Origin of the sequence: Rhodococcus sp. NPDC057014 (assembly GCF_042673295.1) — a bacterium.
GTDB lineage: Bacteria > Actinomycetota > Actinomycetes > Mycobacteriales > Mycobacteriaceae > Rhodococcus_F.
In genome coordinates this window covers 1-21,952 of sequence record NZ_JBHUSF010000034.1, presented here as the reverse complement: position 1 = coordinate 21,952, position 21,952 = coordinate 1, and the positions used below count along the sequence as shown (strand labels likewise).

The 21,952-nt window shown below is 68.9% G+C and carries 22 protein-coding genes; 13 read left to right on the top strand and 9 right to left on the bottom strand.

Annotated elements, in window-relative coordinates:
* Together ACFTZB_RS10195 and ACFTZB_RS10190 are read right to left on the bottom strand one after the other, a co-directional pair.
* Nucleotides 1-852, bottom strand: coding sequence for an HpcH/HpaI aldolase/citrate lyase family protein (locus ACFTZB_RS10195; protein WP_378431399.1), 852 nt, complete (start codon nt 850-852; stop codon nt 1-3).
* Nucleotides 853-934: 82 nt separating this feature from the next.
* The gene (locus ACFTZB_RS10190; protein WP_378431398.1) at nt 935-1,348 is read right to left on the bottom strand and encodes a lipopolysaccharide assembly LapA domain-containing protein; all 414 of its coding nucleotides are present in this window, start codon (nt 1,346-1,348) and stop codon (nt 935-937) included.
* A gap of 114 nt (nt 1,349-1,462) precedes the next feature.
* On the opposite strand from ACFTZB_RS10190, the gene rlmN reads away from it, so the two are divergent.
* The gene (rlmN, locus tag ACFTZB_RS10185; protein WP_015890306.1) at nt 1,463-2,572 is read left to right on the top strand and encodes a 23S rRNA (adenine(2503)-C(2))-methyltransferase RlmN; all 1,110 of its coding nucleotides are present in this window, start codon (nt 1,463-1,465) and stop codon (nt 2,570-2,572) included.
* A gap of 81 nt (nt 2,573-2,653) precedes the next feature.
* On the opposite strand, the gene ACFTZB_RS10180 is transcribed toward rlmN, so the two are convergent.
* Complete coding sequence (locus ACFTZB_RS10180) at nt 2,654-2,923, bottom strand: DUF2631 domain-containing protein (RefSeq protein ID WP_378431397.1); 270 nt, start codon at nt 2,921-2,923, stop codon at nt 2,654-2,656.
* 120 nt (nt 2,924-3,043) lie between these two features.
* Here ACFTZB_RS10180 and dxr point away from each other — a divergent pair, with 120 nt between their 5' ends.
* The 8 genes from dxr to ACFTZB_RS10140 all read left to right on the top strand — a co-directional run bounded on the left by dxr (nt 3,044) and on the right by ACFTZB_RS10140 (nt 10,800).
* A complete protein-coding gene (dxr, locus tag ACFTZB_RS10175; RefSeq protein WP_378431396.1) occupies nt 3,044-4,201 on the top strand; it encodes a 1-deoxy-D-xylulose-5-phosphate reductoisomerase in 1,158 nt (385 codons plus the stop codon).
* A gap of 6 nt (nt 4,202-4,207) precedes the next feature.
* Nucleotides 4,208-5,428: a M50 family metallopeptidase gene (locus tag ACFTZB_RS10170; protein ID WP_378431394.1), complete on the top strand. Its 1,221-nt coding sequence runs from the start codon at nt 4,208-4,210 to the stop codon at nt 5,426-5,428.
* Between the two features lie 41 nt (nt 5,429-5,469).
* Nucleotides 5,470-6,627 carry a flavodoxin-dependent (E)-4-hydroxy-3-methylbut-2-enyl-diphosphate synthase gene (gene ispG / locus ACFTZB_RS10165; RefSeq protein ID WP_072937829.1) on the top strand — a complete coding sequence of 386 codons (1,158 nt, stop codon included), beginning with the start codon at nt 5,470-5,472 and terminating at the stop codon, nt 6,625-6,627.
* Between the two features lie 94 nt (nt 6,628-6,721).
* Nucleotides 6,722-7,558 (top strand): GNAT family N-acetyltransferase, encoded by an 837-nt coding sequence (locus tag ACFTZB_RS10160; RefSeq protein ID WP_015890310.1) that lies wholly within the window; start codon nt 6,722-6,724, stop codon nt 7,556-7,558.
* Between the two features lie 54 nt (nt 7,559-7,612).
* Nucleotides 7,613-9,427 carry a penicillin-binding transpeptidase domain-containing protein gene (locus tag ACFTZB_RS10155; protein WP_378431416.1) on the top strand — a complete coding sequence of 605 codons (1,815 nt, stop codon included), beginning with the start codon at nt 7,613-7,615 and terminating at the stop codon, nt 9,425-9,427.
* A gap of 158 nt (nt 9,428-9,585) precedes the next feature.
* On the top strand, nt 9,586-9,891 hold the full coding sequence (locus ACFTZB_RS10150; RefSeq protein WP_124392798.1) for a hypothetical protein: 306 nt from the start codon (nt 9,586-9,588) through the stop codon (nt 9,889-9,891).
* 1 nt (nt 9,892) lies between these two features.
* On the top strand, nt 9,893-10,375 hold the full coding sequence (locus ACFTZB_RS10145) for a GyrI-like domain-containing protein (protein WP_378431393.1): 483 nt from the start codon (nt 9,893-9,895) through the stop codon (nt 10,373-10,375).
* Nucleotides 10,372-10,800, top strand: a complete 429-nt coding sequence (locus tag ACFTZB_RS10140; RefSeq protein WP_378431392.1) for an AraC family transcriptional regulator — start codon at nt 10,372-10,374, stop codon at nt 10,798-10,800. The genes ACFTZB_RS10145 and ACFTZB_RS10140 overlap by 4 nt, the downstream gene beginning before the upstream one ends.
* Nucleotides 10,801-10,817: 17 nt before the next feature.
* On the opposite strand, the gene ACFTZB_RS10135 is transcribed toward ACFTZB_RS10140, so the two are convergent.
* Both ACFTZB_RS10135 and ACFTZB_RS10130 read right to left on the bottom strand, forming a co-directional pair.
* Entirely contained in the window at nt 10,818-12,239 is a 1,422-nt protein-coding gene (locus ACFTZB_RS10135) for an APC family permease (protein ID WP_378431391.1), read from the bottom strand.
* Between the two features lie 54 nt (nt 12,240-12,293).
* Nucleotides 12,294-13,160, bottom strand: a complete 867-nt coding sequence (locus ACFTZB_RS10130) for a response regulator transcription factor (protein ID WP_378431390.1) — start codon at nt 13,158-13,160, stop codon at nt 12,294-12,296.
* Nucleotides 13,161-13,276: 116 nt separating this feature from the next.
* Here ACFTZB_RS10130 and ACFTZB_RS10125 point away from each other — a divergent pair, with 116 nt between their 5' ends.
* Nucleotides 13,277-14,896, top strand: coding sequence for an AMP-binding protein (locus tag ACFTZB_RS10125; RefSeq protein ID WP_378431389.1), 1,620 nt, complete (start codon nt 13,277-13,279; stop codon nt 14,894-14,896).
* 65 nt (nt 14,897-14,961) lie between these two features.
* On the opposite strand, the gene ACFTZB_RS10120 is transcribed toward ACFTZB_RS10125, so the two are convergent.
* From ACFTZB_RS10120 to ACFTZB_RS10105, 4 genes are read right to left on the bottom strand one after another with little or no spacing between them, the layout of a single operon-like run.
* Nucleotides 14,962-15,747 carry an ABC transporter permease gene (locus ACFTZB_RS10120; RefSeq protein ID WP_378431388.1) on the bottom strand — a complete coding sequence of 262 codons (786 nt, stop codon included), beginning with the start codon at nt 15,745-15,747 and terminating at the stop codon, nt 14,962-14,964.
* Nucleotides 15,722-16,627, bottom strand: a complete 906-nt coding sequence (locus ACFTZB_RS10115; RefSeq protein WP_378431387.1) for a 2-aminoethylphosphonate ABC transporter permease subunit — start codon at nt 16,625-16,627, stop codon at nt 15,722-15,724. The genes ACFTZB_RS10120 and ACFTZB_RS10115 overlap by 26 nt, the downstream gene beginning before the upstream one ends.
* Entirely contained in the window at nt 16,624-17,793 is a 1,170-nt protein-coding gene (locus ACFTZB_RS10110; RefSeq protein WP_378431386.1) for an ABC transporter ATP-binding protein, read from the bottom strand. The genes ACFTZB_RS10115 and ACFTZB_RS10110 overlap by 4 nt, the downstream gene beginning before the upstream one ends.
* Before the next feature lie 2 nt (nt 17,794-17,795).
* Nucleotides 17,796-18,833, bottom strand: coding sequence for a 2-aminoethylphosphonate ABC transporter substrate-binding protein (locus tag ACFTZB_RS10105; protein ID WP_378431385.1), 1,038 nt, complete (start codon nt 18,831-18,833; stop codon nt 17,796-17,798).
* Nucleotides 18,834-19,017: 184 nt separating this feature from the next.
* Here ACFTZB_RS10105 and ACFTZB_RS10100 point away from each other — a divergent pair, with 184 nt between their 5' ends.
* From ACFTZB_RS10100 to ACFTZB_RS10090, 3 genes are all read left to right on the top strand, one after another.
* A complete protein-coding gene (locus ACFTZB_RS10100; protein ID WP_378431384.1) occupies nt 19,018-19,725 on the top strand; it encodes a GntR family transcriptional regulator in 708 nt (235 codons plus the stop codon).
* A gap of 58 nt (nt 19,726-19,783) precedes the next feature.
* Nucleotides 19,784-20,641 (top strand): type I methionyl aminopeptidase, encoded by an 858-nt coding sequence (gene map / locus ACFTZB_RS10095; protein ID WP_378431383.1) that lies wholly within the window; start codon nt 19,784-19,786, stop codon nt 20,639-20,641.
* The coding region (locus ACFTZB_RS10090) for a cobyric acid synthase (protein WP_378431382.1) at nt 20,638-21,952 on the top strand (1,315 nt) is incomplete at its 3' end. The genes map and ACFTZB_RS10090, both read left to right, overlap by 4 nt.

Below are 21,952 nucleotides of genomic sequence, written 5' to 3'. Positions count from 1 at the left end.
TTACCGCGGTGCGATGTGGAAGAGCTTCGCGAGCGCGTTGATCTTCTTGGCCTTCGCCAGCTTGGGGAGGTCGCTGCCGTCCCGCACCCCGGATCCGTCCTCGCCGAGGTCGGCGATCACGTCGCGCGCCCATTCGGCCTCGGCCGGCGACGGGCTCAGCGCGTCGTTGACCGGCGCCGTCTGCGCGATGGTCATGCACAGCTTCCCGGTCATGCCCATCGACAGGGTGAGTGCGGACGCGCGGACCAGCGCGTCGATGTCGGTGCCGAGGGTGGGGCCGTCGATCGGCGGTGCGATCCGGGCGGCCCGGCTGGCGACCGTCAGCCGGGATCGGGGGTAGGCCATCGCCAGCGGTGAGTCGTCCATGCCGGTGTCGCGACGGAAGTCGCCGCTGCCGAACGCCAGGCGGAACGTGGCCTCCGTCCGGGCGATCTCGGGTGCCGCCTCGAGCCCCATCGCGGATTCGACGAGGGCGAGCACCTTCGTGCCCTCGGGGAGCCGCTCGGCTGTCGCGTCGACCTGCATACCGCTCTCGGTCTTGGCGAGCATGACGCCCTCGAGTCCGGGCACCCCGTTCAGCGCTGCCAGGTCGTCCGCCCAGTAGGGGGTGGTGGCGTCGTTGATCCGCACCCACGCGCGGCGGGTCTCGCCGAGCCAGGCGACCACGTCGGCCCGGGCCCGCGGTTTGCGGTCGGGAGTGACGGCGTCCTCGAGGTCGAGGATCACCGCGTCCGCGGCGCTGGTGTGCGCCGCCTCGAATCCTTCGGGTGTGCCGGCGGGAACCAGCAGCCAGGATCGTGCTTGTTCAGCCGCGATGCGCGGTGCCACAGTCGTCTCCATGTCGGCCTTCACAGTCGTGCCGTTCCGGTGATATCCACGACAGTAATTCTGCTCGCAGGGCGGGGCGCAATCCACTTGCGTAACTATTGTTCAGTTAGAAATTACTGTTCAGGCGCCGCTGCCGGTTCGCCGCCCGCCGGATCTGGATGATGCGGACACCGCCCGCAAGGGCCATGATCACCGCGCCCGCGATCGCCGCGAACAGCAGGGTGACGCCCAGCGGGAGCGTGAATTCCCAGGCGAACAGTTCGAGGGTCACACTGTCGAGGTTCTGCAGGATGAACACGAGAAGCAGTACCAGAACGATGATTCCGATCACCAGACCGGTCCAGGTGGCCCCCACCCGGGTGTGCTTGATGCCCTTGCGGCGGGCGACGTCGGGATGCTCGGTGCCCGCCGGTGGCGTGTCGGGGTGTGCCGGGTCCGGTGGCGCCGGTCCGGTGCCGGGACCACGACCGGCCGGGACGTCCGGTGGGAAGTTCGAGGGGTCGTCCGGTGTTGTCGACATGAGTTGATCTTCACCCACCTGGGCGGGTTCCGCATGCGCATCGGGCGGCGAAACAACGTCGATCAGGCATCCGCACGACAACGACCCCCGAATCAATGGGACAATGGAGAAACTATGGCTGTCTCGCTTCCCCTCGTTTTCACCGCGCCCCGGCGTGGGATGCCCCCCAAGCATCTCGCGGACCTCGACTCCACCGAGCGGCGGGAGGCCGTCAAGGAGCTGGGTCTGCCCGGGTTCCGCGCCGACCAGCTGGCCCGGCAGTACTACGCGCGGCTCGAGGCGGATCCGGAGAAGATGACCGACCTTCCCGCCGCTGTGCGCGAGCAGGTGGGCGCGGCGCTGTTCCCGACGCTGCTCACCGCCGTCAAGCACCTGGCCTGCGACGGCGGCGACACCCGCAAGACGCTCTGGAAGGCGAACGACGGGACGCTGCTCGAAAGCGTCCTCATGCGCTACCCCGACCGCGCGACGCTGTGCATCTCCAGTCAGGCCGGGTGCGGGATGGCGTGCCCGTTCTGCGCGACGGGGCAGGGCGGGCTGCAACGCAACCTGTCGACCGCTGAGATCGTCGACCAGGTGCGTGCCGCGGCCGCCGCCCTGCGCGACGGTGACGTCCACGGCGGTCCGGGCCGGCTGTCGAATGTCGTGTTCATGGGCATGGGGGAGCCGCTCGCCAACTACAAGCGCGTGGTCGCGGCCGTCCGCCGCATCACCTCGCCCGCCCCCGACGGCCTCGGGTTGTCGCAACGCTCGGTGACGGTGTCGACCGTGGGATTGGCGCCCGCCATCCGCAAGCTCGCGGACGAGGATCTCAGCGTGACGCTTGCCGTGTCGCTGCACACCCCGGACGACGAACTGCGCGACACCCTGGTCCCCGTGAACAACCGCTGGTCGGTGGCGGAGGTCCTGGACGCCGCCCGCTACTACGCGGACAAGTCCGGCCGCCGGGTCTCCATCGAGTACGCGCTGATCCGGGACGTGAACGATCAGCCGTGGCGCGCCGACATGCTGGGCAAGAAACTGCGCAAGGCGCTCGGTCCGCTGGTGCACGTGAATCTGATCCCGCTGAACCCCACCCCGGGCAGTGAGTGGGACGCGAGCCCGAAGCCGGTGGAGAAGGAATTCGTCCGGCGCGTGCTGGCGCAGGGTGTGTCCTGCACGGTGCGGGACACCCGCGGCCAGGAGATCGCCGCCGCCTGCGGCCAGCTCGCCGCCGAGAACTGAGTATTTCGTCACGCGGGCCGATACGACGAAACCCCTCGTTCCCGAGTGATCGGGGCGAGGGGTTTCGTTCGTGGTCCGGTGCTACCGGGGCTTGCGCCGCAGGACGATGTCGCGGACGAGGATGAGGACCATGATGGCCGCGCACGCGATCAGCCACAGGTCCTCGACCAGGCCGGTGTGGTTGCCGATGATCATGAGCAGCAGGAACACGGCGAAGAACCATCCGAAGAACCGGAACGTCTTCGGCGCCTCACCGCTCCAGCCCCATGCCGCCGACGGGACCTCCGCGGTGTCGATGTGTGCGGCCACGATGGGGTCGCTGGACGAGGGCTCCAACTGGGTACCGGCCACGATCGATCCTCCTGCAGATTCGGTTGCGCTACTCGACATATCGTGACATACGACTGTCCGTCGTATGTAGTGGGGCCATCCGTGGCGGGTGGTCCGCATTTCATCAGGAACAATGGGTGGGTGGATGAAAACAGGCCCACTCGCGTCCTGCTGCTCGGCAGCACAGGTTCGATCGGCACCCAGGCGTTGGAGGTGGTGGCCGCCAACCCGGACAAGTTCACGGTGGTGGGGCTCGCGGCCGGCGGCGGAAACGTCGACCTGCTGGCCCGGCAGATTCGCGAGACGGGTGTGTCGTCCGTCGCCGTCGCGGATCCGAGTGCGGCCGCCGCGCTGGATCGGCCCGGGGTGCTGAGCGGACCGGGCGCCGTCACCGAGCTCGTGCGGACGACGGAAGCGGACGTCGTGCTCAACGCACTGGTCGGTTCGCTGGGTCTGGAGCCGACGCTGGCCGCGCTCGAGTCCGGGTCGCGGCTCGCCCTGGCCAACAAGGAGTCGCTCGTCGCAGGCGGGCCCCTCGTGACGGCGGCCGCGGCGCCGGGACAGATCGTGCCGGTCGACTCCGAGCACTCGGCGCTGGCGCAGTGCCTGCGCGGGGGCAGCGCCGGCGAGGTGGACCGCCTGGTCCTCACCGCCTCGGGTGGGCCGTTCCGCGGCTGGACGGCCGATCGACTGGAATCGGTGACACCCGAGCAGGCCGGCGCCCACCCCACGTGGTCGATGGGGCCGATGAACACGCTGAACTCGGCGACTCTCGTCAACAAGGGGCTCGAACTGATCGAGACGCACCTGCTGTTCGGCGTCGACTACGACCGTATCGACGTCACTGTGCACCCGCAGTCCATCGTGCACTCGATGGTCACGTTCACCGACGGCTCGACGCTCGCGCAGGCCAGCCCACCGGACATGAAGCTCCCGATCGCGCTGGCCCTCGGCTGGCCGCACCGGGTCGCGGGCGCCGCCGCGGCCTGTGACTTCAGCACCGCGTCCACCTGGGATTTCGAGCCACTCGACTCGCAGGTGTTCCCCGCGGTCGACCTCGCGCGCGAGGCGGGCAAGGGTGGGGGATGCCTCACCGCCGTCTACAACGCTGCGAACGAGGTCGCCGCTCAGGCATTCTTGGACGGGATCATCCGGTTCCCGCGCATCGTCCGCACCGTCGCGTCCGTGCTGTCCGAGGCGGACGAGTGGTCGGCGCCACCGGCTACCGTGGAAGACGTACTGGCCGCCGACGGCTGGGCACGTGAGCGAGCACGTCAGCTCGTGAAGCAGGAAGGCTAGAACTGCATGGTGTTCGCAGTGGGCGTTGTTCTCTTCGCCCTCGGGATCGCGTTGTCGATCGCACTTCACGAAGCGGGGCACATGTGGGTGGCGCAGGCCACCGGCATGAAGGTCCGCCGGTACTTCATCGGTTTCGGACCCAAGATCTTCTCCTTCCGCCGCGGTGAGACCGAGTACGGCCTCAAGGCGCTCCCGCTCGGCGGGTTCTGCGACATCGCCGGAATGACGGCGCTGGACGAACTCGAACCGGACGAAGAAGACCGGGCCATGTACAAGAAGCCGACCTGGAAGCGCCTCGCGGTGATGTCCGGCGGCATCGGCATGAACTTCGTCCTCGGGCTCGTGCTGGTGTACGTCCTCGCCGTCGGCTGGGGGCTGCCCGATCTGAACCGGTCCACCGACGCGGTCGTCGGGTCGGTCGGGTGCGCGGCGCCGACCCAGGGGCCCGGCCCCGACTTCGCCCTGTCCGAGTGCACCGGCCCGGGCCCCGCCGAGCAGGCGGGCATCAGGACCGGCGACGTCATCACCGCGGTCGACGGCAAGGACACGCCCACGTTCGCCGACGTGGCCGCCGCGACCCGTTCGCTGTCCGGTCCGGTCGACTTCACGGTCGAGCGGGACGGCGAGGAACAGACGATCGTCGTCCCGGTCCAGCAGGTGCAGCGCTGGGTCCAGGAGAAGGGCGAGACCGAACCGCACGAGGCGACGGTCGGTGCGATCGGCATCGGCGCGACCCCGAGCGTCGTCGAGCACTCGGCCCTCTCCGCGGTTCCCGCGTCGTTCGAGTTCACCGGCGACATGTTCGTGATGACCGCCGAGCGGCTGGTGCAGATGCCGAGCAAGGCCGTCGACCTGTGGCACGCGGTGACCGGCGGCGAACGGGACCCGGAGACCCCGATCTCGGTGTACGGCGCGAGCGTCATCGGCGGTCAGATCGCCGAACAGGGAATTTGGGAAGCGTTCGTGCTGCTCTTGGCGAGCCTGAACTTCTTCCTCGGAATGTTCAACCTGCTGCCGTTGCTGCCGCTCGACGGCGGGCACATGGCGGTCACCGTCTACGAACGGGTCCGGGACTGGTTCCGCACCAGGCGCGGACTTCCCGGCGGCGGACCCGTCGACTACATGAAGCTCCTGCCCGTCACCTATGTGGTGATCGTCATAGGCGGCGCATACATGCTCCTCACACTGACCGCGGACATCGTCAACCCGATCAAGCTCTTCCAGTGAACGCTAAACTCGGACTTGAAGCTACGAAAGAAGGCACCCACGTGACCAGCCCTGTCGGATTGGGTATGCCCGAAGGCCCGGCCGCCGTTCTCGCACCTCGCCGCAAGACTCGCCAGCTCCAGGTCGGATCTGTCGGTGTCGGCAGCGACTTCCCGGTTTCCGTGCAGTCGATGTGCACAACCAAGACCCACGACGTCAACGCCACGCTGCAGCAGATCGCCGAACTCACGGCATCCGGTTGCGACATCGTGCGCGTCGCCTGCCCGCGGCAGGAGGACGCCGACGCGCTCGCGACCATCGCGAAGAAGAGCCAGATCCCGGTCATCGCCGACATCCATTTCCAGCCGCGATACATCTTCGCGGCCATCGAGGCGGGCTGCGCGGCCGTCCGCGTGAACCCCGGCAACATCAAGGAGTTCGACGGACGCGTCAAGGAGGTCGCGAAGGCGGCAGGAGACGCCGGCATCCCGATCCGCATCGGCGTCAACGCCGGATCCCTCGACCCGCGGCTGATGCAGAAGTACGGCAAGGCCACTCCGGAGGCGCTCGTCGAGTCCGCGCTGTGGGAGGCGGGACTGTTCGAGGAACACGGGTTCGGCGACATCAAGATCTCGGTGAAGCACAACGACCCGGTGATCATGGTCGAGGCCTACCGGCAGCTGGCGGCGCAGTGCGACTACCCGCTGCACCTGGGTGTGACCGAGGCCGGTCCCGCGTTCCAGGGCACGATCAAGTCGGCGGTGGCGTTCGGCGCACTGCTGGCCGACGGCATCGGCGACACCATCCGGGTGTCGCTGTCCGCCCCGCCCGCCGAGGAGATCAAGGTCGGCACGCAGATCCTGCAGTCGCTGAACCTACGGCCCCGGAAGCTCGAGATCGTGTCCTGCCCGTCGTGCGGGCGCGCCCAGGTCGACGTGTACACGTTGGCAGACGAGGTGACCGCCGGACTCGAGGGCATGGAGATCCCGCTGCGCGTGGCCGTCATGGGGTGCGTCGTCAACGGTCCGGGTGAGGCCCGCGAGGCCGATCTGGGTGTCGCGTCCGGCAACGGCAAGGGCCAGATCTTCGTCAAGGGCAAGGTCATCAAGACGGTGCCGGAAGCGCAGATCGTCGAAACGTTGATCGAGGAAGCGATGCGGATCGCCGAGGAGATGGAGGGCGATGCGACGTCCGGATCTCCCGTGGTGACGGTCAGCTGACACGGCGCCCGCAGCGGCCGACGAAACGTCTCCCGTTTCCGGCGAGTTCGTGGCAATCTGGTGGGCAGGTCCACTAGCTGACAAGGTTGGGTAGATGCTCAAGCTCCTCGGTGCCAAACAGTTGAGCAGTCGGGACGCAGCACACGTGCTCCGCGTTCTCGACGCCGATCCTGTCGCCGCCTGCATGGTTGCCGCTCGCGTCGAAGAGGGCGGTATCGATCCCCGGATGATCCACGGGGAGTTGTGGAGTCGGGGCGGGCCGCTCGAATCGTTGTGCTTCTCGGGCGCGAATTTCGTGCCGCTGCGGGGCAGCATCGACGACATGCGGGCGTTCGCCGACCGCGCCTGTCGCACGCCGCGCATGTGCTCGTCGCTGGTCGGGCGGGCCGAGTTGACGTTGCCGCTGTGGGAGATGCTCGAGCTGGATTGGGGGCCTGCCCGCGAGGTCCGGCCCGACCAGCCGCTGCTGGCGTTGGCGAGTACCCCGCAGTGCCGACCGGATCCGTTGGTCCGGCAGGTGCGGATGCACGAACTCGAGCAGTACCTGCCTGCCGCCGTCGCGATGTTCATCGAGGAGGTCGGCATCGATCCCCGGGCCAACGACGGCGGTCGAGGGTACCGGCGCCGCGTCGCCAATCTCATCGCCGCCGGCCGGGCGTGGGCGCGATTCGAGGACGATCAGGTGGTGTTCAAGGCCGAGGTCGGTTCGGTGTCCGCGCGGGTCGGGCAGATCCAGGGCGTCTGGGTGCACCCGATGTACCGCGGACACGGGTTCGGTGCGGCGGGCACCGCGACGGTCGCGGAGGCCGTCATCGCGGAGGGCCGCATCGCCAGTCTCTACGTCAACAGCTTCAACACGGTCGCCCGCAGCGCGTACGCACGCATCGGCTTCCGGCAGGTCGCGACGTTCGCCACAATTCTGCTGGACTGACGCGCTGGCCCGCCTACCGTGTCGGCGGTGCCCGCCGACATAGCATGGGCGGCGATGAAACTGCGGCCACACCCTCGCTCCCGCGTCGTCCAGTCGATCGCCCTGTGCGGCGCCGCTGTGCTGACGGCGGGTCTCGCCGCGTGCACGCCGAGACCGGACGGTCCGGAACCGGCGGCGCAGGCGTTTCTCACGGCGTTCGCCGAGCAGGATTCGGAGCAGGCCGCCGACCTGTCGGACCGCCCGGACGTCGCGCGCCAGGCCCTCGAGTCCGCGTGGACGTCGCTGCAGGCCGAGTCGCTCGACGCCCGGACGACGGACGTCGACGTCAGCGGTGACACGGCCACCGTCGGGTACACGTACGAATGGCATCTGCCGAAGAACCGGGTCTGGACGTATTCGGGCGAACTGCAGATGGGGCGGCGCGGCGGCGACTGGGCGGTGCGGTGGAGTTCCACCAACGTTCATCCCCGTCTGGGCGACCGTCAGACGATGTCGCTGCGGTCCACCGCCGCGCCCCGGGCGCGGGTCAACGAGCATTCCGGTTCGGACGTCCTCGTCCCCGGTGTGGTGTACCGCGTGAAATTCGATGCGGCGCAGTCGGGCAACGTGATCGGCAGCGCACAGTCCCTCGCGTCGGCGCTCGTCGCGTTCGACACCACGCTCACCGCGCAGTCGATCGCCGAATCTGCGACGGCGGTCAAGGGCGACTACCTCGTCACCCGGTTGCGGTCGGACGACTACGAACAGGTCGCCGGTGTGCTCGGTGCCATTCCCGGCGTGAGCGTGTCCGACGAGGCGGACCTCGTGGCGACCGACCGGAATTTCGCACCGGATCTGGTCGGTCAGGTGAAGAAGACCGTGATCGACGAAGTCGACGGCAAGGCCGGCTGGAGCGTGGTCACGGTCAACCAGAACGGTGTCGACACGGACGTGCTCACCGAGACGGCCCCGCAGACCTCCCCGTCGTTCTCGATCAGCCTGGACCGTCCCATCCAGATCGCCGCGCAGAACGCCGTCAATGCCCGCACCGACCAGACCATGATGGTCGTCATCCAGCCGTCGACCGGCGACGTGCTGGCCGTCGCGCAGAACAAGGCGGCAGACAAGGACGGACCGGTTGCGCTCACCGGCCTGTATCCGCCCGGTTCGACGTTCAAGATCATCACCGCAGGCGCCGCGATCTCCTCGGGCATCGCGACCCCCGACACGATGGTGCCGTGTCCCGGGCGCATCGAGATCGGGGAGCGCAGCGTCCCGAACTACAACGAATTCGCGCTCGGCACCGTGCCCATGGCGACGGCGTTCGCCCGCTCCTGCAACACCTCGTTCGCGAAACTCGCCAGCGAGATGCGCCCCGACGCACTGACGGTCGCGGCATCGCAGTACGGAATCGGACCCGACTACGACGTCGTCGGGCTGCCCACCGACTCGGGTTCGGTGCCGCCCGCCGACGACCTGGTGCAGCGGACCGAGGACGGGTTCGGGCAGGGCAAGGTGGTGGTCAGTCCGTTCGGGATGGCGTTGGCCGCGGCGACCATCGCACACGGTACGACACCCGTGCCGCGGTTGATCGTGGGACGGGAAACCACGATCGAGGGGGAGCACCCGCCGATCAGCCCGGAGATGGTCGACGGGCTGCGCGGCATGATGCGCCTCGTGGTGACGAGCGGCACCGCCGAGCGGATCGAAGATCAGGGTGAGGTGTACGGCAAGACCGGTGAGGCCGAGGTCGAGGGCGGCTCGCACGCCTGGTTCGTCGGATACCGCGGCGACCTGGCGTTCGCGACACTGGTGGTACGCGGCGGCAGTTCCGACAACGCCGTCGCCGTCACCCGCGACATGTTCGCCGCCCTGCCCGAGGGGTACTGACCCGGCCACTGTCCACCGATCGGGGGACAGCGGAATTCATCCTGTTCCGGGGCTGATCGGTGGACAGACTCCACCGTCGGCGCCGTCCATAGTTGGTTGCAGACGGAAGAACCCGCCCAGCCGGGATCGAAAAGCCAACGTGGACAGGAAGTCGGACCATGACCATCAGTGCAGAAGTGAATTGCGTGGAGACAGCGAACCGCACCCGGCGGGTGCTGTTCGTCGGGCGCCCGGGCGCCGGCACCGAGCTGACGCGGTGGGTTGCCTTGCGGCAGTGGGCTTCCGACCGCGGAATCGAATCGATCACCGAATGCGAGGGTGATGTCGTCTGCGCGATCGCGACCGAGGACGTTCTGGACGGACTCTGTTCGCCATCCGATGCGATGGCGATGCAGCTGGCGCGGGCTCGAGGGGTGCCCTGCGTCGGCGTTCGCGACGCACACGTGCTCGAGGACGCGATCTGACATGTCCTTCGAGATCATCGAGCGCGGCGAAACCCTGGTGGCCGGCCTGCCCGTGCGCAGCCCCCAGCGGGCACTGGGAAAACTGAGCGACCCTCGTCTCGACCGCGCCTGGACGAGGGTGCTCCACCACGACGTCGGGGGCCCGCTCGCGTCCACGTACATCGACTTCGCGCCCGACGTCGAGTCGTATTACACCCAGATCGTCGGGTACGAGTGCGCGACGGTGGACGACGCCACGCGCGGCCACGTCATCTCGCGGATCCCGCCCGGCACGTACGCGAAGTTCTCGTCGCGGGGAATGTTCCCCGACGTGATGCTGCGACTGTGGGCGCAGGTCAGCGAGGCGGAGGCGCGCGGCGACATCGAGCGGACGTACACCGGCGACCTCGAGGCGTATCCGCACGCGTACGCCGTCGACCTGTACATCCCGATTCATGTGGACGAGTCCGCCGGACCGTCGAAGGCGCCAGGTGAGAAGCGATGATCGAGATCGTCAAGAGGCAGGCCGAATCGTTTGTGGGCCTGACCATCCCCGAAGGAAAACCCGGGCGTCCCGGGCCGGGTCGGGAACTCGTCGACTTCACGGTGGAGCGGATCAGGGATCGGGGGATCTCCGAGATCTTCGTCGTCTACGTGGCATCCCCGCCGCCCCGCACGTTCACGGTCGTCGTCGGATACCCGTGCGATTCGACCGACAAGATGGAGCCCGGCGACGTCCTGGTCGGTGTGCGGTCCGGGTACTTCGCCCGATTCCGGTGCGAGGACGAATCGGAACCGGACGCGCTGGCCGAGACGTGGAGCGTCGCCGACTACGCGTCGGCGCGCGGCCGGATCGAACGCGCGTTCACCGAGGATCTGGAGGTGCATCATCCCGACGGGTCGGTCGAACTGTTCCTCTCGCTCCATTGAGCGAGAGGACGGGCGGGTCACTCGTGCTCGGCGAGTTTCTCGGGGTCGATCTCCGGTCCGCCCTTCCCGAGTCGCTTGTTCACGATGACGGTCCCGGCCCACAGCACGACACCGATTCCGAGGAGGATGCCCGCGATCTGATACTGCACGGCGGGGCGGTCGGCGAAGGGGGTGACGAGGAAGCCGCACGTGAGGGCGCCGACGATCGGCAGGATGGTCGGTACCCGGAAGTGCTTGTGCTCCACCGGTTGCTTGCGCAGGACGAGCACGGTGATGTTGACGATGGTGAACACGCCCAGCAGCAGCAGCGCCGTCGTGCCGCCCAGTTCGGGAACCTCACCGACGAACGTGATGAGGCCGAACGCGAGGAGCGTCGTGAAGACGATCGCCACGTACGGGGTGCGCCTGGTGGAGTGCACGCGGCCGAGCGGGGGCGGCAGGACGCCCTCCCGGCTCATGCCGTACAGCAGCCGACTCGCCATCAGCATGTTGATCAGCGCCGTGTTGGCGACGGCGAACATGGTGATGAACGCGAAGATCCCGATCGGGAATCCGGGCGCCCCGGCCTGAACGACCTTCAGCAGCGGAGTGTCGCCCTCGCCGAGTTCGCTCACCGGCACCAGCGCGATCGCGGTGATCGACACGAACACGTAGATGCAGCCGGTGATGATGAGACCGGTCAGCAGGACCTTCGGGAAGATGCGGCTCGGTTCCTTGCATTCCTCGGCCATGTTGACCGAGTCCTCGAACCCGACCATCGCGAAGAACGCGAGGGCGGTTCCCGCGACGACCGCGCCGAGCGCGGATCGGTCGCCGGTGTCGAACGTGGTGACCCGCGAGAAGTCGCCGTCACCGACGCCGAGGGCCCACAGCCCGATCATGATGATGATCAGAAGACCGGACAGTTCGACGCAGGTGAGCACGACATTGGTCTTGACGCTCTCGCTGACCCCGCGGAAGTTGACGAGACCCACCAGCGTCATGAACCCGAGACCGAGCAGGGTGATGCCGATGCCGGTGGAGAAGTCGAGGTGGAACGCCTCGACGAAATTGGCCGCGAACGCCCGCGACGCCGTCGACGCGGACGTGATTCCCGAGCACATCACGGCGAACGCCACCATGTACGTGAGGAAGTGCACCCCGAACGCCTTGTGCGTGTACAGCGCGGCGCCCGCGGCCTTCGGGTACTTCGTGACCAACTCCAGGTAACTGAACGCGGTGATGATCGCGACGACGAACGCCACCAGGAACGGCAGCCACACCGCGCCCCCGACCTGATTGGCCACCTTGCCCGTGAGCGCGTAGATGCCGGTGCCGAGGATGTCGCCGACGATGAACAACAGGAGTAACCCCGGGCCCATGACCCGTTTGAGGCTCGGTTGTTCGGGAGAGTTCGAACCCGGTGTGTTCGAACTCGTGGCGTCCGTTGTCGATCCCATGACCCACCGCCTTTCGCTACCGCCTGCGTCCCTCGTTCGAGGAGACCGTGTTCGCTAGGGGAGCAGCCCGAGCCTGCGTGCGGTGACCACCGCCTCGTGCCGCGACCGTGCGTCGAGCTTGCTCATGGCGCTGCGCAGATAACTCTTCACCGTCTCGGGCCCGACCGAGAGTCGCTGTGCGGCTTCACTGTTGGTGCACCCCAGGGCGACGTGGGACAGGACGTCGATCTCACGCGGGGTGAGGCGGACGCCGGGGTCCTCGTCGGCGCCGCTCGTGTCGGGCCGCAGGATCCCCGCCAGCCTCTGCGACAGCCCGCGGAGCCGGGCCTGCAGCGAGGTGTCGGTGACGGTCTGCGCGACACTCCGCAGTTCCGCGTGGATGTCCCGGAGTTCCTCGGTGGTGGCGCCGCCTCCGCCGTTCCCCTCGAGCGTCTTCATCATCTCGAGGCGGCGATCGACCTCGTCCCGGATGGCGATCTCGGTACCGAGGCGCCGCGACGCCGCGACGACGATGTCCGCGGTGCGGTCGCCGATGGGCGCACAATCGCGGATGGCGGCGTACAGCACCGCGCGCGAACTGCCGTGCACCATGACGGGCACTGCCAGGATGGACCGGAGCCCCTCACTGAGGACGGGACGGTCGTAGTGGTGCGTGATGGTCGAGGCTCTGCCGTAGTCGTTGACCGACGCGGGTGTGCGCTGGGCGACCACGCGACCGCCCAGGCCGGACCGCGCCGGGATGGCGAGCCCCTTGAGGTTGTTGGTGCGGGTGCCGACGAACTCGCTGAGATGGAGGGTGTCGTCCTGGACCTCGCCGGCGAACAGGACCGGCGCAACGCCGTGAGCTGCGATGGCGCGCAGCTCACCACGTAGTGCGTCCCCGTCCCGAGGGCGCAGCAGCGACGGTGCACGAGCAACCAAGTCGTCACCCCTTTCCGGGGGTAGTCACAGCGGTCTGTGAGCTAGATCATAACCGTAGTGGGTTCGGGCGACGGCCCGACCTCTTTACCTGGCCATGAGAACACGAGGAGTACCGCATGACCACCGATCCCGCCGCACGCGTGCGTGAACTGCTGGACCAGTACGACACGCCGACGGCGTCCGCCGCGGAACTGCTGTGTGATCGACACCCCGCCGACGACGTGGCGTTCACCGTCGTCGAAGCCGACCTGTCGTCGACGGACCTCACCTACGGCTACCTGCGCGAGCAGTCGTCACGCTTCGCCGCTGCATTGGCGGACCTCGGGGTGGAGCCGGGTGACCACGTCGCGACGCTGATGGGCAAGTCGGCGGAACTGGTGGTCGCGCTGCTCGGGATCTGGCGCCGGGGCGCCGTCCACGTCCCCCTGTTCACCGCGTTCGCGCCGCCGGCGATCGCGTTCCGGCTCGGTGCCAGCAAAGCGAAGGTCGTCGTCTCCGACGCCGGTCAGGTCGAGAAGCTGGCTCCCGGGGAAGACATTCCCGCGGATGCGCCGTGGCAGGTCGTCGTCGTGGGCGGCGGCGCCGGCGCTCTGGATTTCGCGACGCTCGTGGAGTCGCACGACGCCGCGGACGCGAAGGGCGCGGCGGTGACGGTCGGGGGTGCGGGACCCCTCGTCCAGTTGTTCACCAGTGGCACGACCGGAACCCCGAAGGGTGTTCCGGTGCCCTTGCGCGCACTCGCGTCGTTCCACGCCTACCAGGAGTTCGGCCTCGACGTCCGCAAGGACGACGTGTTCTGGAACGCCGCCGACCCCGGCTGGGCGTACGGCCTGTACTACGCGCTGCTCGGCCCGCTCGCCGCGGGCACGCGCAGCATCCTGCTGCACGCCGGGTTCTCCGCGCCCCTCACCTGGCAGGTCATGGAGCGGTTCGGTGTCACCAACTTCGCCGCCGCGCCCACCGTCTACCGCAGCCTGCGCGCCGACCCCACGCCGATCCCCGAGACGGTGAAACTGCGGCGCGCGTCGTCGGCGGGTGAACCCCTCACCCCCGACGTGATCTCGTGGGCCGAGGCCAATCTGAACGTGTTCGTCCGCGACCATTACGGCCAGACCGAACACGGCATGTTCATCGCCAACGCCTGGGCCGACGGGCTGCGGGACGAGGTGCGCGAGGGCTCCATGGGCAAGCCGCTGCCGGGGTGGGCGTGTGCCGTCCTCGAGGACGATTCCGACGCCGTCGCCCCGCCGCGCACCCCGGGGCGGGTCGCCATCGACACTCTGGGCAGCCCGCTGATGTGGTTCACCGGCTACGTCGACGCTCCCGAGAAGACCGCGCAGCGGTTCACCGCAGACGGTCGCTGGTACCTCACCGGAGACGCCGGCCAGACGGACGAGGACGGCTTCTACTTCTTCTCCGCCCGCGACGACGACGTGATCATCATGGCCGGCTACCGGATCGGCCCGTTCGACGTCGAGAGCGTGCTCGTCATGCACGACCACGTCGTCGAGGCGGCGGTCGTCGGGATGCCCGACGAACTGCGCGGTGAAGTGCTCGAGGCGTTCGTCGTCCTGCGCGACGGTGTCGACGGGACCGGCGAACTCGAGGCCGAACTGCAGACGCTGGTGAAGAAGAAGTTCGCCGCACACGCCTACCCGCGCACGGTGCACTTCGTCCCGAGCCTGCCGAAGACCCCCAGCGGCAAGGTGCAGCGGTACCTGCTCCGCCAGAAGTAGAAGGCGGCTCCGCCGCCCGTGCGCGGTTGAGGAGAGTCAGGACTCGTTAACCGCGCACGGGTGCGTCAGCGCCTGCGGAGGCGGCCGACGACCAGCAGGGCGAGGAGGGTGACCGCCAGCAGCAGGGTGGTGTCGGCCGCGGCGAGGAACACCCGGCCGCGGTCGGTGAGACCGAAGATGCTCACCGGCAACGTCTTCCAGGTCGCCGGGTACACCATCACGGTGGCGCCCAGTTCGCCCATAGACAGCGCGATCGACAGGCCGGCCGCGGCACCGAGGGCCGGGAGAAGCAGCGGCAGGGTGATCCGCAGCAGGACGCGGGCGGGGCCGGCGCCGAGGGATTCGGCGGCCTGCCGGTACGCGGGATCGAGCCGGTCCAGTGCCGCCGAGACGGCGCTGAACGTGAACGCCAGCACGAGGATGGTGTGCGCCAGGATCACGATCCACTTGGTACCGCCGAGCAGCAGCGGCCGCGAGTTGAACGCGATCAGCAGTCCGAGACCGATCGCGACGGACGGGATCGCGATCGGCAGGTGGAAGACGGCGTCGGTGACGCGGCGCAACCACGCCGGCGCCTCCCGCGCCGCCAGTGCCGCCCACGTCCCGACCGCGAGTGCCAGAGCACCCGCGATGAACGCCGTCTGCAGGCTGACGGTGAGGCTGGCGAGATTCTCGTCGGTCAGTGCCGCTGCGAAGTTCCGGCCGCCGAGGTCCGAAGGCAGTGGGCCCGTCCAGGATCCGGCGAGGCCGGCGGCGACCACGGTGGCGATCGGCGCCGCGAAGACGACGGTCACCACGAGGCCGAACAGGCTCAGGGCCAGCGCCCTAGATCTTGTCGTCCACAGCAGCACGGCTGCCTCCCGTCAGTGTCGCGAACAGAATTCGGTACGTGCAGTACAGGGCCAGCGACAACGCCACCTGGACCGTGGCGATCACGGCCGCGCCCGGCAGGTCGAACGTGACGATGCCGCGCGTGTAGATCAGGACGGGCAGCGTCACCACGTCCTTGGCGCCGGTGAACAGGACGATGCCGAACTCGTTGAGGGAGAGCAGCAACACCAGCGAGCCACCGGCCAGCAGCGCGGGCCAGGACTCCGGCATCACAACGGTCCGCAGCACCCGCAACGGCGACGCCCCGAGACTGGCGGCGACGTCGAGTTGTTCGCGGGGGATCTGGGTGAACGCGGCGAGCAGAGGGCGGACGACGAACGGGGTGAAGAACGTGATCTCGGCGGCGATCACCCCGAGTGGGGTGCCGACGAAGTTCAGCGGCCCGTCGGCGTGGCCGGAGATCCGCGTGATCAGTGCGTTGACCGCCCCCGCGGTGCCGTAGAGGAACGTGAACGCCAGGGTGATCAGGAACGACGGCAGCGACAGCACCGCGTCGATCAGCCGTCCCAAGACGGTCGATCCGGTGAACGGGACGAACGCCAGCACCAGCGCGAGGAATGTGCCGAGGACCAGGCAGCCGAGCGTCGAGAGTGCGGCGATCTGTACCGTCCGCCACAGCGCCGTCCGGAACAGTTCGGAGCGGAGAACACCGGACCAGGTGTCCAGACCGGAACCGGTGCCGGAGTCGAGGGATTCGGTGAGAACCCGCGCCGTCGGGTAGACGGCGAATCCGAGGACGAGCAGCAGGGGCGGGAGCGTCCAGGCGATGGCGCGCCACCGGACCGGTTCCGGTCGTCGCGGGGCTGTCGCGGCGGGAGGTCGTGCGAGTGTCGCGGTCATGCCGCCGGCACCAGGACGCTGCCGTCCGAGGGGAATTGGACGCCGACGACGGCGCCCGGTGCACGCTGGTCGTGACCGGCGACGTCCGCGTCCACCTGCACTCCGTCGAATTCGTCGATTGCGAGGGTGATCCGCGTGGTCGACCCGCGCCACACCGTCGAGACGATCCGCGCCGCGAACGATCCCTTCGCGCCGGGCGCCGTCAGCGTCACCGCGTGCGGGCGGACGCACAGGAACGCGGGCAGGTCCGACTCCCAGGCGACGTGTCCGATGTCGGGTTGCGGGGCCGTCGCGGTGACGGGGACGCCGCCGATGGATACGAGCGCCGACGTTCCGATCACCCGGGTGACGGTGCACGGCAACAGGTTGGCGCCGCCGAGGAATTCGGCGGTGAAACTGCTGGGCGGCCGCTTCCACAGGTTCTCGGCGGTGTCGACGTCCGCGAGCCGGGAGTTGCGCATGACCGCGATCCGGTCGGCCAGCGCCAGCGCCTCGCCCTGGTCGTGGGTGACGTAGAGCATCGCCGTGTCGGGCAGGGCGGCGCGCAACCGGGTGAGCTCACCGAGCATGCTCTCGCGCAACTGCGCGTCGAGGGCGGCGAGTGGTTCGTCGAGCAACAGGACCGCGGGCCGGATCGCCAGAGCCCGGGCGATCGCGATCCGTTGCTGCTGTCCGCCGGACAGTTCGCGGGGCAGGCGCTTGCCGTAGGCGGCCATGCCGACCATCTCGAGGGCCTCGGTCACCCGCGCGCCGATCTCCGCGCGCGGTACCCGCCGGGCGCGGAGCCCGAACGCGACGTTGTCGGAAACCCGCATGTGCGGGAACAGCGCGTAGGACTGCACGACGACGCCGATTCCTCGCTTCGCGGGCGGAAGGCCGGTGACGTCGCGTGATCCGAGCCGCACCGAACCCGAAGTGGGACGGACGAATCCGGCGAGGGCTTTCAGCGCCGTCGACTTTCCGGAACCGCTCGGCCCGAGGAGGGCGACGGTCTCGCCGCGGGCGACGCGGAGGGTGAAGTCGACGAGGGCGTGGGTGACGCCCCTGCCGCGTCCGTAGGTGACGGTGACCCGGTCGAACGTGATGGCGGGCGCCGAGTAGTCGGTGACGCCGCGGACCGTGGGGGTGTGCGACGGGTGTGTCCGCCCGAGTGGAATTCCCGACACGATCAGCTCCCGGTGGCCTTCTGGTACGCGGCGACGTCCGAATCGAGTTCGATGAGAACGTCGTTCCAGTTCGGCGACCACACCTGGACACCCTGCAGGGCGCGCGCGGGGGCGCTGTCACTCGTGGCGGCGCGGACGTCCTCGCGGACCGACACGCCGCGCGCTTCGTCGGCGACCGTCTTCTGGGACTCCTCGGACAGCAGGAACTCCATCAACTGCCTGCCCTGTTCGCTGCGCGGCGCACCCTTCGCCAGGCCCATCACGTACGGCAGGGCGACGGTGGTGCGGGTGCCGTCGGCGCCGGCGGGGAAGAAGAGGTCGAACGTCGAGCCGTCGTCGGCGATGGAGGTGAGGTTCATCTGGACGTCGCCGTTGGCCACGAGCAGTTCGCCGTTGCTGACCTTCGGCTGCAGCTTGCCCGTCGAGGACGACGGTCCCACGTTGTTGGCCTGGAGCCTCGCGAGGTAGTCGAGTGCGCCGTCCTTGCCCATCAGGTGCTGCAGGAGCAGCAGCACCGCGGTGCCGTCGCCGGCCTGGCCGGGGGTGGAGTACTGGATCTTGCCCTCGAGCCGGTCGGACAGCAGGTCGTCCCAGGTGCGGGGGGCGGGCGACGCCGCAGGGTTGGCGATGAAGGACAGGTAGTTCCCGACGACGGGAACATGGCGGCCCGCGGGGTCCTTTTCGGCAGCGGGGACGGCGGAGGTGTCGACGCCGCTGGGGACGAGCAGTCCCTGGGCGTCGGCCTTCTGGATGAACGGTGGCAGCGTGACGACGACGTCGGCCTGCGGGTTGGACTGTTCCTTCTCGAGGCGGGAGACGACTTCGCCGGATCCGGCTTCCACGAGGTTCACCGCGATGCCGGTTCGGTCGGTGAAGGCGTCGAATCGGGACTGGTACCACCCGGAGAGTCCGTCGGCGCTGTAGACGGTGACGGTGTCGGTGCCCGAGCTTGCGGCGGTACCGGTTCCGCCGCAAGCGGTTCCGAGGGTGAGTACGGTCGCGGCCAGCGCGGCGGCGGCGATCCGTGGGCGAAGACGCATGACGTGTTCCTAACGATGAGGGGGTCGGTGCCGAGGAGCCTGCCTTTTGGTCTAGACCATTGGGCCACCGTCGGGGGAACGGCAGGTGAACAATTGGTATAGACCATTTTTCGGGTACGCTCGGCCGCATGAACGACGACGGCGACGCGTCCGGAGAGCCCACGCTGATCGGCACCGTCACGCGATGACCCGGGCGCCGAACGTCCCCAAGTACTACCGCGTCCGCACCGAACTCGAGACGATCCTCGCCGAACTCGAGGTGGGAGACGCGGTCCCCGCGGAGCGGGAACTGGCCCTGCGGTGCGCGGTGTCCCGCGAGACGGTACGACAGGCCATCCACGAACTGCTGGTCGAAGGACGCGTCGAGCGTCGAGGCCGCGGCACCGTCGTCGCCAGCCCCAAGCTCGTGCAGCCGCTGTCGCTGCGGTCCTACACCGAGGGCGCGGTCAGCCAGGGGCGGGTGCCCGGGCGTGAACTGGTCACGTTCGAGGAACTCGGCGCCGACGCCGACCTCGCCGAGGCGCTCGGCCTCACGATCGGCGCACCGGTGATCCACCTCGAACGGGTCCTGCTCGCCGACGACGAGAAGATCGGGCTCGAGAGCACCCACCTGCCCGCAGGCCGCTTCGGGGAGTTGGCGCGCGACTTCGACCCGGGCACCTCGCTGTACGCGGCGATTCGCGAGACGGGAGTGGTGTTCGCGTCCGCCACCGAGCGGATCGAGACCGTGCTGGCCTCGCCGCGGGAGGCCGCGCTACTCGACTCGACCACCGCCATGCCGATGCTGCTGCTCCACCGGCTCTCGCTCGACACCGGGGGATCTCCGATCGAACGGGTGCGCTCCCTCTACCGCGGCGACCGGATCGCATTCCTCACGACGCTGCGGGACTGAGAGCCCGCGCGGCGGGTCCCGGGGTGCCCCGGCCAGGTGCGGGTCTAACCTGGTAGCCATGTCTGTCCGCACAGCACTGAGCCCCGGAACCGTGTCTCCCGTCCTCGCCGTACCGGCGGGGATCGAGCGGCCCGAGTACGCGTGGAAGCCCACGGCCAAGGAAGGCAACGAGCCGTGGGTCCAGACCCCGGAGACGATCGAGGCCATGCGGGTGGCGAGCAGGATCGCCGCGCAGGCCCTGCAGGAGGCCGGTAAGGCGGTGGCGCCGGGCGTCACCACCGACGAACTCGACCGCATCGCGCACGAGTACATGATCGATCACGGCGCCTATCCCTCGACGCTCGGCTACAAGGGATTCCCCAAGTCGTGCTGCACGTCGCTGAACGAGGTGATCTGCCACGGCATCCCCGACTCGACGGTGATCCAGGACGGCGACATCGTCAACATCGACGTCACCGCCTACATCGGCGGCGTGCACGGAGACACCAACGCCACGTTCCTCGCCGGCGACGTCGCCGAGGAGAACCGGTTGCTGGTGGAACGGACCCACGAGGCGACGATGCGCGCCATCAAGGCCGTCAAACCGGGCCGGGCGCTCAACGTCGTCGGCCGCGTCATCGAGTCGTACGCGCACCGCTTCGGATACGGCGTGGTCCGCGACTTCACCGGACACGGCATCGGCACCACGTTCCACAACGGCCTCGTCATCCTCCACTACGACGAGCCCTCCGTGGACACGGTCATCGAACCCGGCATGGTGTTCACGATCGAACCGATGATCAACCTCGGTGACATCGGCTGGGACATGTGGGACGACGACTGGACCGTGGTCACCAAGGATCGCAAGTGGACCGCCCAGTTCGAGCACACCATCGTGGTCACCGAGACCGGCACCGAGATCCTGACCCTGCCTTGAGCGAGAGCCGGTGGAGGGGCGCCCTGCTCGTCGCCGGCACCACGTCCGACGCGGGCAAGAGTGTGCTCGTGGCCGGACTGTGCCGCATGCTGGCGCGGCGGGGTGTCCGGGTGGCGCCGTTCAAGGCGCAGAACATGTCGAACAACTCCGTCGTCACGCTGGACGGCGGCGAGATCGGCCGGGCGCAGGCCCTGCAGGCCGCGGCCTGCGGGCTCGAGCCGAGCGTCCGCTTCAATCCGGTGCTGCTGAAACCGGGCAGCGACCGCACGTCGCAACTGGTGGTGCGGGGGCGCGCGGTCACGTCCGTCGGGGCCCGCGACTACATCGAGCACCGGCAGCACCTGCGGGCGGTCGTGGCCGAGGAACTGGAATCGCTGCGCGCCGACTACGACGTCGTGCTGTGTGAGGGAGCGGGGTCTCCCGCCGAGATCAACCTGCGGGCCACGGACCTCGCGAACATGGGACTCGCCCGCGCGGCGGACCTGCCGGTGCTCGTCGTCGGCGACATCGACCGTGGCGGGGTGCTGGCTCACCTGTTCGGCACGGTGGCGGTCCTCGCACCGGAGGACCAGGCGTTGATCGCGGGTTTCGTGATCAACAAGTTCCGCGGCGACGTGTCGTTGCTGGCGCCGGGTGTGGAGCAATTGACGGCGATGACGGGTCGCCCGACGCTCGGGGTGATTCCCTTCGCCGAGGACCTGTGGCTCGATGCGGAGGATTCGCTGGGTGTGGTGGGGGACGCCCCGGTCGGGCGTCCGGCGCCGCCGGTCGGCGACGACTGGCTGCGGGTGGCCGCGATCCGCCTGCCCCGCATCTCCAATTCGACGGACGTCGAGGCGCTCGCGTGCGAACCGGGGGTGTCGGTGCGCTGGGTCACCGATCCGTCGCGGCTCGAGGACGCCGACCTGATCGTGCTGCCCGGCAGCAAGTCGACCGTGTCGGATCTGGAGTGGTTGCGCCGCACCGGCATCGCGGACGCGATCGCCGTGCATGCGAAACGCGGCGGCCCCGTTCTCGGGGTGTGCGGTGGCTACCAGATGCTCGGGTCCGTCATCGTCGACGACGTCGAATCCGGCCGCGGCGCGGTGCCCGGACTGGGCCTGCTCGACCTCGAGGTGGAGTTCGCCCCGGACAAGGTGCTCGCGCAGGTCCGCGGCGACGCCCACGGAGTTCCGGTGTCCGGGTACGAGATCCATCACGGGCGGGTGCGCCGCAACGGTGATCCGCCGCTGCTCCACGCGAGCAGCGGCGCCGCGGTGGGCAGTATCCGCGGCGCCGTGTACGGCACGCACTGGCACGGGGTGCTCGAGA